10 protein-coding genes and 2 pseudogenes are annotated in these 11,553 nt (G+C 70.3%); 4 read left to right on the plus strand and 8 right to left on the minus strand.

Annotation, left to right across the window (positions count from 1 at the left end; translation table 11 throughout):
- Positions 1–49 precede the first annotated feature (49 nt).
- A complete protein-coding gene (locus tag STRIP9103_RS38905; RefSeq protein WP_078614196.1) occupies positions 50–1,807 on the minus strand; it encodes an RDD family protein in 1,758 nt (585 codons plus the stop codon).
- 394 nt (positions 1,808–2,201) lie between these two features.
- On the opposite strand from STRIP9103_RS38905, the gene STRIP9103_RS38910 reads away from it, so the two are divergent.
- Positions 2,202–2,615 (plus strand): SsgA family sporulation/cell division regulator, encoded by a 414-nt coding sequence (locus tag STRIP9103_RS38910; protein ID WP_009336822.1) that lies wholly within the window; start codon positions 2,202–2,204, stop codon positions 2,613–2,615.
- A 34-nt stretch (positions 2,616–2,649) separates the two neighbouring features.
- Here the strand turns inward: STRIP9103_RS38910 and STRIP9103_RS38915 are convergent, their stop codons facing one another.
- Together STRIP9103_RS38915 and hppD are read right to left on the minus strand one after the other, a co-directional pair.
- Positions 2,650–4,056: an FAD-binding oxidoreductase gene (locus tag STRIP9103_RS38915; protein WP_009336838.1), complete on the minus strand. Its 1,407-nt coding sequence runs from the start codon at positions 4,054–4,056 to the stop codon at positions 2,650–2,652.
- Between the two features lie 70 nt (positions 4,057–4,126).
- A complete protein-coding gene (gene hppD, locus STRIP9103_RS38920; RefSeq protein WP_009336817.1) occupies positions 4,127–5,281 on the minus strand; it encodes a 4-hydroxyphenylpyruvate dioxygenase in 1,155 nt (384 codons plus the stop codon).
- 101 nt (positions 5,282–5,382) lie between these two features.
- Here hppD and STRIP9103_RS38925 point away from each other — a divergent pair, with 101 nt between their 5' ends.
- The 3 genes and pseudogenes from STRIP9103_RS38925 to STRIP9103_RS38935 all read left to right on the plus strand — a co-directional run.
- Entirely contained in the window at positions 5,383–5,886 is a 504-nt protein-coding gene (locus STRIP9103_RS38925) for an Lrp/AsnC family transcriptional regulator (protein ID WP_181800395.1), read from the plus strand.
- A 39-nt stretch (positions 5,887–5,925) separates the two neighbouring features.
- Positions 5,926–6,377 (plus strand): annotated as a pseudogene (locus STRIP9103_RS38930) (ABC transporter permease); the annotation flags it as partial.
- Between the two features lie 85 nt (positions 6,378–6,462).
- Positions 6,463–6,881, plus strand: a pseudogene (locus STRIP9103_RS38935) (glycine betaine ABC transporter substrate-binding protein); the annotation flags it as partial.
- 40 nt (positions 6,882–6,921) lie between these two features.
- Here STRIP9103_RS38935 and STRIP9103_RS38940 read toward each other — a convergent pair.
- From STRIP9103_RS38940 to STRIP9103_RS38960, 5 genes are all read right to left on the minus strand, one after another.
- The gene (locus tag STRIP9103_RS38940; RefSeq protein ID WP_009336831.1) at positions 6,922–7,722 is read right to left on the minus strand and encodes a S16 family serine protease; all 801 of its coding nucleotides are present in this window, start codon (positions 7,720–7,722) and stop codon (positions 6,922–6,924) included.
- Between the two features lie 332 nt (positions 7,723–8,054).
- Complete coding sequence (locus tag STRIP9103_RS38945; RefSeq protein ID WP_009336837.1) at positions 8,055–8,696, minus strand: IclR family transcriptional regulator; 642 nt, start codon at positions 8,694–8,696, stop codon at positions 8,055–8,057.
- Between the two features lie 363 nt (positions 8,697–9,059).
- The gene (locus tag STRIP9103_RS38950) at positions 9,060–10,853 is read right to left on the minus strand and encodes a DEAD/DEAH box helicase (protein ID WP_009336832.1); all 1,794 of its coding nucleotides are present in this window, start codon (positions 10,851–10,853) and stop codon (positions 9,060–9,062) included.
- Positions 10,854–10,974: 121 nt separating this feature from the next.
- Positions 10,975–11,355: a type II toxin-antitoxin system death-on-curing family toxin gene (locus STRIP9103_RS38955; RefSeq protein ID WP_048821773.1), complete on the minus strand. Its 381-nt coding sequence runs from the start codon at positions 11,353–11,355 to the stop codon at positions 10,975–10,977.
- Positions 11,352–11,552 (minus strand): ribbon-helix-helix protein, CopG family, encoded by a 201-nt coding sequence (locus STRIP9103_RS38960; RefSeq protein ID WP_048821776.1) that lies wholly within the window; start codon positions 11,550–11,552, stop codon positions 11,352–11,354. Before STRIP9103_RS38960 ends, STRIP9103_RS38955 begins: the two co-directional genes overlap by 4 nt.
- Between the last annotated feature and the right edge of the window lies 1 nt (position 11,553).

Here is an 11,553-nt window from a genome sequence, read left to right on the forward strand (position 1 = left end):
GCTCCGCATCCGGCACGGGGCCGTCCGGGGTACAGGATTCCGCGCGCGGTTACCCGCCCGCCACGAACGTATGGGCCGCCTTGTCGTGCCAGCACTGGCGCCACGGCTTGTCGATCAGGCACCACAGGATGCCGATCACGCCGATGCCGAGCAGCCCGGGGACGGTGTGGACGAGCCAGCGGCGCAGGGAGCCGCCGAAGGACGGGGGCTCATGGCTCTCGATGTCCCAGACCTCCAGGCCGAGCAGCTTCTTGCCGAGGGTGCGGCCCCACTTGGCCGTGGGCAGCACCTCGTAGAGGGCGCTGACGAGGAACAGAACGCCCAGGATGATGCCCAGATACACGGATGTCGTGCCGTCGAGCAGCCAGACGGTGACCTTCTCACCGGAGAGCTTGGCCGCGTCGATCTTGTCGTTGATGTGGTCCAGCGCCCTGGTGCCGAACGGTACGGCCGCCGCGGCCGTGACGGCGCCGACGACCAGGCTGTCGACCAGCCGGGCGACCAGCCGTCTGCCGAGCCCCGCGGGCCGGGCCTCCGCCTGCCGCCGGGCGGCGGCCTGGAACGGGTCCTCCACCACCGGCTTCCACGGCGCGACCTGCTGCTCCCCCTCGCCGCCGGCCAGCCGGTGCACCTGCTGGGCCCAGGAGGGCTGACCGCCACCGGCGCCGACGGCCATGGGGGTGTCGCCGGACTGACGGAAGGTGCTCTGCGGGGGTACGGCCGCCGCGGGCTGGGAGGTCTGCGGCGTCTGCGGGGCCGGCGGGGCTGCCTGTCGGGTGGCCTGGGGAGCGGCTTGCTGGAGGGCCTGTTGGGGAGCCTGCTGTGGGGCCTGCTGGGAGAAGGAGCCGCCGAGTGCCGGTTGCTGGGGCTGCCGTTGGGCCGGGGTGGTCGGGGTCACCGGAGTCGCCGGGGCGGGCGCCGCGGCTGCCGGGGGCGTGGTGGCCCGGGGGCTCTGCGGGCCCTGCTGGGGGCCGGACGGCGCCGTCGACGGCGTAGGTGACGGCGCGGAAGAGGGCGGGGTCGGGGCCGGCGTCGACTGCGGTGTCAGCCCGAGGGCCTGCTGGGCGGCGATCTGGGCATCGGTCAGGGGCGCGCCGAAGACGCCGGCGGCCCCCGCGGCGCCTCCACCCCCCTGCCCCGCGCGCGGGGAGTTCGTACGGAACGTCATGGTGCCGTCGGACTGCGCCGTCTCCGCGCCCTCGGCCGCCCGGGAGCGCGCGCCCGTGTCGGGTCGGCGGAACACCACCGTGCCCTGCGGGGCGTCGTCGGCCTCCGCCGGCGGGATCGTCGCCGTGCCGTCCGTGGTCGTCGTAGGACCGGAGTCGCCCGCTCCGTCGGCGGGGTCGGCGGCGAGCGACATACGGGGGTCGCGCGGATCGGGGCCCTGTGGGGCGGAGGGGGCCGGGGCGGGGGAAGTCGACGCGCCCGAGGAACCCCAGGAGATCCGGCGGTCCTTGTCGCCGCCGAAGCCGGTCTGGCGGGAGCGGTCGGCACCCCACGCGGAGGCGGGCTCGGGGCGGCTGCCGTGCAGGGAGTCGGTGGAGTTCTGGCGACTCGCCTCGTCGGCGGGTTCGGGGTCCTCGTCGAAGAAGTGCGGTCCCGTCTCCTCCACGGCGGCGGACGCGCCGGGACCGGAGCCGGGGCCCGACGGCGGGGTGAGCGGTTCGCCGTCGCTGGGCGCCGGACGGCTCGTACCCGGCACCCAGGAGGCGCCGTTCCAGTACCGGACATATCCAGGAATGGACGGGTCCGGGTAATACCCTTCGCGGGGCCTGTCGTCGCCGGGGGCCGGAGTTGGGGCGCTCATGTCCGCCGTCCCGTATCTGCTCGGGGGTTGGTAGGGGTCACCCACATCTACCAGACGCGGGCAGGTCCCATGACCGCTGCCGCCGGACCCACCCCTTTCGAGCACGGATCTGCTACCGGATCGGGGAGCCGCCGTGACGCCGGAAGCCCGGTCGGAAGTGCGTGCCCGGGAGGGTCGAGGGCCGGTCGGAAGCCGGTCGGCGAACCCGCCCCGCGAACCCGCGCCGAACGGGTGAGTGAACTCGTCGGAAAAAAGTTCTGCGAAACCGCGTAATGGTTCGGGCCGCTCCGCCCTCTCACTCGTACGGGCCCGCTCCAGGGCCCGTACGAGACCCGTAGGTCCCGTCGGACCCGTTGGTCCCGTCGGACCGACCCACAGGAGAGGAACGACCGCCATGAAGCACACCGTCGTGGAGCGCGAACTGGAGCTGAGGCTCGTCCTGTCGCCCGAGCGCAGCGTCCCCGTGCCGGCCAAGCTCGGCTACCGCAGCGACGACCCGTACGCCGTCCACATCACCTTCCACATCAACTCGGACCGCCCCGTGCACTGGACCTTCGCGCGCGAACTGCTCGTCGAGGGGGTGTTCCGGCCGTGCGGGCACGGGGACGTACGGGTGTGGCCGACGAAGGTGAAGGGCCGCAGCGTCGTCCTGATGGCGCTCAGCTCGCCGGACGGGGACGCCCTGCTGGAGGCGCCCGCCCCTCAGGTGTCGGCCTGGCTGGAGCGCACCCTGCGGGTGGTCCCGCCGGGCGCCGAGTTCGACCAGCTGCGCATCGACGACGGCCTGGCCGAACTGCTGGCCCGGTGAGCCGAGCTGCCAGCCCGGTGACGCGCGCCGGCGGTCAGAAGAGCTTGCCCGGGTTGAGGATGCCCAGCGGGTCGAAGACGGCCTTCACCGCCCGCTGCATCTCCATCCCCACCGGGCCGATCTCCTGTGCCAGCCACTCCTTCTTCAGGATGCCCACGCCGTGCTCGCCGGTGATCGTGCCGCCGAGTTCCAGACCGAGGGCCATGATCTCGTCGAAGGACTCGCGGGCGCGCCGGGACTCGTCGGCGTCCGCCGCGTCGAAGCAGACGGTGGGATGCGTGTTTCCGTCGCCGGCGTGGGCGACGACCCCGATGGTGAGCTGGTGCTTCTCGGCGATCCGCTCGACGCCCTCGAAGAGGTCGGCGAGCCTGGACCGGGGCACGCACACGTCGTCGATCATCGTCACGCCCCGCACCGCTTCGAGCGCGGTGAGGGACAACCGCCGTGCCTGGAGCAGCAGTTCGGACTCGGCCGCGTCGTCCGCCGGTACGACCTGGGTGGCGCCCGCCGCCTCGCACAACTGTCCGACAGCGGCGAGGTCGGCGGTCGGGTCCGGGGTGTCGAAGGCGGCGAGGAGCAGTGCCTCGGTCGTCTCCGGCAGCCCCATGTGGGCCAGGGCGTTGACGGCCTTCACCGTCGTGCGGTCCATCAGTTCGAGGAGCGAGGGGACGTGTCCCCCGGTCATGATCCGGCACACCGCGTCACAGGCCGCCGCGGCCGACGCGAACTCGGCGGCCAGCACGAGCTGCTGAGGCGGCTGCGGCTTGAGGGCGAGAATCGCGCGTACGACGATGCCGAGCGAGCCCTCCGAGCCGACGAAGAGCCGGGTGAGGTCGTACCCGGCGACACCCTTCGCCGTACGCCGCCCGGTGGACATCAGCCGGCCGTCGGCGAGGACGACGTCCAGCCCGAGGACGTACTCGGCGGTCACCCCGTACTTCACACAGCACAGGCCGCCGGAGGCCGTGCCGATGTTGCCGCCGATCGTGCACATCTCCCAGCTGGAGGGGTCGGGAGGGTAGTAGAGGCCGTGTTCGTTGACCGCGCGGGAGAGGGTGGCGTTGATGACGCCGGGCTCGACCACGGCGATGCGGTCGACGGGGTTGATCTCGAGGATCCGGTCCATTTTGGTGAGGGACAGCACGACGCAGCCCTCGGAGGCGTTGGCTCCGCCGGACAGCCCCGTACGGGCGCCCTGCGGGACCACCGGGACGCGCAGCTCGGTGGCCGTCCGCATCACGTGCTGCACCTGTTCGACCGTCCGCGGCAGCACGACCACCGCCGGGACGCCCGCCTCGCAGAAGCTCGCCATGTCGTTCGCGTACGACGCCGTGACGTCCGGGTCGGTCAGCACGGCCTCCGGCGGCAGGCCGCTCAGCAGACGGTCGACGAGGTTGCCGGTGGTCTCGTCGCTCGGGGCTTCGATACGGCTCATGATCAAAGGTTCGCACTCCCGGCCATCGGTGTGAACCCGTCGACACGAGCGACCCGAGCGTTTCCCTACCCGGCGGTCAAAGGTTGCCCCTCTTCTCCTGCTCCCTCTCGATCGCCTCGAACAGCGCCTTGAAGTTGCCCTTTCCGAAGCCCATCGAGCCGTGCCGTTCGATGATCTCGAAGAAGACGGTCGGCCGGTCCTGGACCGGCTTGGTGAAGATCTGGAGCAGATAGCCGTCCTCGTCGCGGTCGGCGAGGATCTTCAGCTCGCGCAGGGTCTCCACCGGGACCCGGGTGTCGCCCACCCACTCACCCAGTGTGTCGTAGTACGAGTCGGGGGTGTTCAGGAACTGGACCCCGGCCGCACGCATCGTCCGTACCGTCCGCACGATGTCGTTCGTGTTCAGCGCGATGTGCTGGACGCCGGCGCCACCGTAGAACTCCAGGTACTCGTCGATCTGGGACTTCTTCTTGGCGATGGCGGGCTCGTTGATGGGGAACTTGACCTTGAGCGTGCCGTCGGCGACGACCTTGGACATCAGGGCGCTGTACTCGGTGGCGATGTCGTCACCGACGAACTCCTTCATGTTCGTGAAGCCCATGACGCGGTGGTAGAAGTCGACCCATTCGTCCATCCGGCCGAGCTCGACGTTGCCGACGCAGTGGTCGATGGCCTGGAACGTGCGCTGGGCGGGCGGTTCGACGATCGGGTCGGCCGCCACATATCCGGGGAGGTACGGACCGTCGTAGCCGGTGCGCTCGACGAGGGTGTGCCGGGTCGTGCCGTACGTGGCGATCACGGCGAGGACGACCGTGCCGTGCTCGTCCTTGATCTCGTACGGCTCGGCGACGGAGCGGGCGCCGTGTTCGACGGCGTAGGCGTAGGCGCGGCGGGCGTCCGGGACCTCGATGGCGAGGTCGATGACGCCGTCGCCGTGTTCGGCGATGTGCTCGGCGAGGAAGTGGCCCCAGGGGGTGGCGGCTTTCACCACGGAGGTGAGGACGAACCGGGCCGAGCCGTTCTCCAGGACATAGCTCGCCGTCTCACGGCTGCCGGTCTCGGGGCCGGAGTAGGCGACGAGCCGCATGCCGAAGGCGGTCGAGTAGTAGTGGGCGGCCTGCTTGGCGTTGCCCACGGCGAAGACGACAGCGTCCATTCCCTTGACCGGGAAGGGGTCGGCCTGCCGGGCGGTGTCGGGGACGGGGTGTGTGTTCGCAGAGATTGCTGCCATGGCCGCAGACTCCTCCCGTTCCACAAGGTGCGCAACAGTTCGTGATTTCAGTGGGCAGTTTGTTCAGCCGGATGGGCATAATCGCGGGTGTTCTGTACAGGATGACCACCCCGGGAGGACTGGTGGCGATCGATCATCTGGACGGCCGGTTGATCATCCTGCTCGCCCGTGAGCCGCGTATCGGCGTGCTGGAGATGTCGCGACGGCTCGGCGTCGCGCGCGGCACGGTGCAGGCGCGGCTCGACCGGCTTCAGTCGAACGGAGTCATCCGGGGATTCGGGCCGCAGGTCGATCCGGCCGCGCTCGGCTATCCGGTGACGGCGTTCGCGACGCTGCAGATCAGACAGGGTCAAGGCCGGGACGTACGGGCGCACTTGGCGACCGTTCCGGAGGTGCTGGAGCTGCACACGACGACCGGCAGCGGGGACATGCTGTGCCGGTTGGTGGCCCGTTCGAACGCCGATCTCCAGCGGGTGATCGACCGGGTTGTCGGCTTTGACGGCATCGTCCGGGCCGCCACGGCGATCGTCATGGAGAACCCCGTTCCGCTGCGGATCATCCCGCTGGTGGAGCAGGCGGCGGAGGACCGGGAGGAGACGACGTAGCGGACCCGGCGACCCGGCCGTGCCCGTGAGGCGGCCGAGGCGACCGTCGTCGGGGTGCTCATCGGCATCGGCACGTACCGCAGCGAGTGGGCCGCCGGGCTCGCCACCGTCACCACGTCCACGGTCCTCACCATCCCCTCCCTCACCCTGATCGGGCTGCTGATCCCGGTGGTCGGGCCGGGCGTGGCCCCGACGGCGATCGCCCCGACGCTGTACGGGCTGCTGCCGGTCGTCCGGAACGCGATCGTGGGCCTGCGCGGGGTCGACCCGGCGCTGGTGGACGCGGCGAAGGGCATCGGGATGTCCCGGCCCGTGCGGTTGCTCCGCGTCGAACTGCCGCTCGTCTGGCCACCGATCCTCACCGGGATCCGGGTCTCCACCCAGATGCTGATGGGCATCGCCGCGTACGCCTCGTCGTCCTGGCACCGCTGTTCGACGCGGCATATGTGCTGGTCGGGCGGCTGACGATTCCGAGGGGGATCCGTGGTTGACGGTGACGCGACGGGCATGACGGGGGCGAGGGGGGCGACGATCGAGTTGATCAACCTCACCAAGCGGTATCCAGGTAGCCGTCCCTTCCAGGCGGCCGGCGCGAAGGTGATCGACCGTACCGGCATCCAGGGTTCGTTCGGCGCCCGGGAGGCGGTGCGGAGCGGGGACGCGGACGCCATGTACGAGTACACGGGCACCGCCTGGATCACGTACCAGGGCAACAGCACCCCCGTCGCCGACCCGCGGCGCCAGTGGAAGGCCGTACGCGGCGCCGACCTGAGGAACGGCCTGAGCCGGCTGCCGCCATCGGCCCTCAACAACACGTACGCGCTCGCCCTGAACCGGGCCAACGCCGCCCGGTACCGCACGAAGAGCCTCTCCGACGTGGCCGAGCCGGCGGCGCGGGACACCGCATCTACACCCAGGCGGCGAAGGGGAGCTGTCTGTACGGGGAGGTCTTCACCACCGACGGGCGCATCGCCTCGATGAGGCTGGCGGTGATGGCGGCCGGTGATCAGATCCTGGACGAAACGGGCCGGGTGATCAGCAGCTCGGGACCTCGCCCTTGCCCGACTCCAGCGCCACCAGTGCGTTCACCGCGCCCTTCAGTGTCGTCACCGGGATGAGCCTCAGCCCCTTCGGCAGCTCGGCCCTGGCGTCGGCGCACTCGGCCTCGGGGACGAGGAAGACCGTGGCGCCGTCGCGGCGGGCGGCCCGGGTCTTGAGGGGGACGCCGCCGACGGCGCCGACCTTGCCGGCGGCGTCGATGGTCCCCGTACCGGCGATGACCCGGCCGCCCGTGAGGTCGCCGCCGCTGCCGTCGCCGCGAAGCTTGTCGATGATGCCGAGGGAGAAGAGCAGACCGGCACTGGGTCCGCCGACGTCGGCGAGGCGCAGGGTGACCTTGATGTCGCCGGAGTCCTCGCCGAGGTAGGCCAGGGCCGCCTCGGTGGCCGTGTCCTGGGACTCCTTCATCTCGGCCTGGTTGTACTCCTCGATCTCCTCGACGCTGTCACCGCTCGGGTAGACCGCGTCCAGCGGCATCACGGCCTCCTTGGAGCTGAGCCACCCGTCGATCACATCCCCGAGCCCGATGTCGGCATCCGGCCCCGTCGCCTCGATCGTGGTCATCCGCAGCTGCCCGGTCGTCTCCCGAGCCTCCGCCCCACTGATCGTGATCACCGGCTCGCCCTTGTTCTCCCCCAACACATTCGCCGTCATCCCCGGCCGCACCACCGCGAACGGCAACGGCGCGAACACCACCGTAGCCAGCAGCCCCACCACAGGCAGAGCGGAAACAGCTACGGCGACGGGACGCGAAAGACTGCCGAGACGAGAGAACACGAGGCCAATCTAACGCCACCCCTCACCCCCACCCCCACCCACGGCCCGGTGCCACCGACCATCGCGGCAGCCCACCCACGCCGCAACGCCCGGTCGCAGCCGCCATCACCGCTCACCGCGGCACCCGGACACGGTCACCATGGCCGCCACAGCTGCGGGCAATCGTGCCGCTGGGCGGCACCCATCCCAAAGAGAGCGGCACCCTGTACGCGCCGGTGAGCGAAACCCCGCCCCGGCCGGCAACAGCCTCCGAGCGCCCAAACACCCAGGGCAGCCGACAGCCAACCCAACCCCCGGGCACCCTAAAACCGGACGTTCACCCAACCCCGGCCTCACCGCAACGCATCGGCCACCTCCCGAGCCGCGTCCACCACCCGAGGCCCCACCCTCTCCGGTATCGCCTCGGCCAGCATCACGACCCCCACACTCCCCTCGACCCCACTCACTCCGAGCAACGGAGCCGCGGCCCCACTGGCCCCCGCCTCCAGCTCCCCGTGCGTGAGCGTGTACCCCGGCCCGTCCGCCGGCTTCTGCCGCGCCGCCAGGATCGCCCGCCCCGCGGCACCCCGATCCAACGAATGCCGAAACCCGGCCCGATAGGCCACGTGATAATCCGTCCACGTCGGCTCGACGACAGCGACGGCCAGTGCCTCACTGCCGTCGACGAGCGTCAGATGAGCGGTCGCCCCGATGTCCTCGGCCAACGACCGCAACGCGGGCAACGCGGCCTCACGCACCAACGGATGCACCTGCCGCCCGAGCCGCAGCACCCCCAGCCCCACCCGGGCCCGTCCGCCCAGGTCACGCCGTACGAGAGAGTGCTGCTCCAACGTGGCCAGCAGCCGGTACACAACGGTCCGGTTGACCCCGAGCTTGTTGGACAGCTCGGTGACGGTCAGCCCGTGGTCGGTATCGGCGAGAAGTTTGAGGACACGCAGTCCACGGTCAAGGGTTTGAGAGGTCTCCGCGGTCACGACGCCCACTCCTTCGTGGTGAGGGCGGCGGCCCCATTCGCGACGAATGCGTCACCGGTCCCGTCGGCGACGCGCTACAGAGGCCGCCGATCGGCTGAACCCGGGTGAATCCGGGCGGAGTCGCTTCACGGCTGCGCTCCGCGGCGGCGCTGCCACGGGGCGTGTGCGTAGCGGGACAGTAGACGAGCGGGTTCGCTGAGCGGAAGACTCCGTCCAGAATCCGGTCAGCGGCCGGTACGGGCTGCTTCCTTTTGTCGCGATATGCAAGGGCGCACCTCACCCGGCGCGCACACCCCCACACCCAGCGCACGCGCAAACTCACGCGCCCACCCGACTACCGAACCACCCTCGACCAGGTGGCCGTCACCGCATCCGAGTAGCCCACTCCTGCACCTTGGCGATCCGCTGCCGCAGCTGCCCGGCCGTGGCCTCGGCGCTCGGCGGTCCACCGCACACACGCCGTACCTCGGTATGGATCACCCCGTGCGGCTTGCCACTCTGGTGGGAGTACGCACCGACCATGCTGTTGAGCTGTTTCCGCAGCTCAAGGAGTTCCTTGTGGGTGACGACGGGCCGCCGGTCGGCCGGCAGTTCGATGAGGTCGGCCTCGGAGTCCGGCTTCCGGCGGCTGTGCGCGATCTGCCGCGCCTGCCGCTTCTGCAGCAGCAACTGCACCTGGTCGGGCTCCAGCAGTCCCGGAATCCCGAGGTAGTCCTGCTCCTCCTCGCTCCCCGGGTGGGCCTGCATGCCGAACTCCGCGCCGTTGTACATGACCCGGTCGAACACGGCGTCGGACTCCAGCGCCTCGAAGGGCAGCATGTCCTGTTCGCCGGTGTCCTCGTCCTGCTGCTTCTCCGCCTCCTGGAGGAGCTTCTCCTCCTCGGCGTACGGGTCCTCCTCGCCCTCCTTCTTCGGCTTGTCGAGGGCGTGGTCGCGCTCGACCTCCATCTCGTTGGCGAAGGTGAGCAGATCGGGCACGGTCGGCAGGAACACGGACGCGGTCTCGCCGCGCCGCCGGGACCGTACGAATCGCCCCACGGCCTGCGCGAAGAACAGCGGCGTGGAGATGGTCGTGGCGTACACCCCGACCGCGAGCCGGGGCACGTCCACCCCCTCTGACACCATCCGCACCGCGACCATCCACCGATCGGTGTTGTGGCTGAACTCGTCGATACGGTCGGAGGCGCCCGCGTCGTCGGACAGCACGAGCGTCGCGCTCGTCCCCGTGATCTCCCGGATCAGCTTGGCGTACGCGCGCGCCGAGTCCTGGTCGGAGGCGATGACGAGGGCGCCGGCGTCCGGGATGGCCTTCCTGACCTCGGTGAGCCGCTGGTCGGCGGCCCGCAGCACACTCGGCATCCAGTCGCCGCGCGGGTCCAGCGCGGTACGCCAGGCCTGGCTGATGGCGTCCTTGGTCATGGGCTCACCGAGCCGGGCGGCGATCTCGTCACCGGCCTTGGTCCGCCAGCGCATGTTGCCGCTGTAGGAGAGGAAGATGACGGGCCGCACGACGTTGTCGGCGAGCGCGTTGCCGTAGCCGTAGGTGTAGTCGGCGGACGACCGCCGGATCCCGTCCGGCCCCTCCTCGTACGTCACGAAGGGGATGGGGTTGGTGTCGGACCGGAAGGGCGTACCGGTGAGCGCGAGCCGCCGCGTGGCCGGCTCGAAGGCCTCAAGACAGGCCTCGCCCCAGGACTTGCTGTCACCGGCGTGATGGATCTCATCGAGGATGACGAGCGTCTTGCGCTGCTCGACCCGGTTCCGGTGCAGCATGGGCCGCACGCCCACACCCGCGTAGGTGACGGCGACCCCGTCGTACTCCCTCCCGAGCGGCCCCGCGCTGTACTCGGGATCCAGCTTGATCCCTATCCGCGCCGCCGCCTCCGCCCACTGCTTCTTCAGATGCTCGGTCGGCGCCACGACGGTCACCTGCTGCACGACATGGTGGTGCAGCAGCCAGGAGGCGAGCGTCAGCGCGAACGTCGTCTTCCCGGCGCCGGGCGTCGCGACCGCGAGGAAGTCCCGCGGCTGCTCCTGGATGTACTTCTCCATCGCCCCCTGCTGCCAGGCACGCAGCTTGCTGGCGGTACCCCACGGGGCGCGGCCGGGGAAGGCGGGTGAGAGGTGGTGGTTCGAGGAGGCGGCGGTGGTAGTCACGGTCTCCGGTCTGTGGTCTGTGGTCGATACGCATGACAACCGGGCCACCCTACCGGCGACCCGGCCGCGGCAAGGCGGGAACTACGCCGGGGTGTCCGGGGATGGGACCGAGGTCACATCGCTACTCGGCCAGGTCTCGCAACGCCTCGGAGATGGCCTTGACCTCATCGAGAGCACCGGTCGAGACAGCGATGACCAAGCGCTCCGCCGCATCGATGTCCGGCCGCAACTGCACCTCGTTCATCGCCAGGAAGACGACGCAGGACACCCAGGCCGTGCGCTTGTTTCCGTCGATGAAGGGGTGATTGATCGCCAGCGACTGCAGGAGTGCGGCCGCCTTGTCGAACAGATCGGTGTACGCCTCCTGTCCGAACATCGAAGCCGAGGGGCGATGCACAGCTGATTCCAGCAAGCCGGCATCACGTACGACGACGGCCTGGTCATCGACCGCTTGTTCGGCGATGGCCAGGACATCCTCGGCCGACAGGTAGACATAGGTCACTTCAGCCGCTCCAGCAGCTCGGCCCATTTGGCGGTCTGCTCCTTGGCGGCCTTACGAACCAGCGCTTCGTGAGCCGTCCTGGCCAGGTAGTCGTCCACGGCCCTCAGCAGTATGGCGTGCATGCTTGTGCCCTCTTCCTCGGCGCGCAGCTTCAGAGCTTCCGTCTGGTCGTCGCGGAGACGCAGGTTCATAGCCATA

It is taken from the genome of Streptomyces ipomoeae 91-03, from assembly GCF_000317595.1.
GTDB classification, from domain to species: Bacteria; Actinomycetota; Actinomycetes; order Streptomycetales; family Streptomycetaceae; genus Streptomyces; species Streptomyces ipomoeae.

What these genes read in the sequence shown, in the direction of transcription:
- STRIP9103_RS38905 (WP_078614196.1), bottom strand. Translation starts at nt 1,807, where the DNA reads ATGAGCGCCCCAACTCCGGCCCCCGGCGACGACAGGCCCCGCGAAGGG.
- STRIP9103_RS38910 (WP_009336822.1), top strand. Translation starts at nt 2,202, where the DNA reads ATGAAGCACACCGTCGTGGAGCGCGAACTGGAGCTGAGGCTCGTCCTG.
- hppD (WP_009336817.1), bottom strand. Translation starts at nt 5,281, where the DNA reads ATGGCAGCAATCTCTGCGAACACACACCCCGTCCCCGACACCGCCCGG.
- STRIP9103_RS38925 (WP_181800395.1), top strand. Translation starts at nt 5,383, where the DNA reads ATGACCACCCCGGGAGGACTGGTGGCGATCGATCATCTGGACGGCCGG.
- STRIP9103_RS38960 (WP_048821776.1), bottom strand. Translation starts at nt 11,552, where the DNA reads ATGGCTATGAACCTGCGTCTCCGCGACGACCAGACGGAAGCTCTGAAG.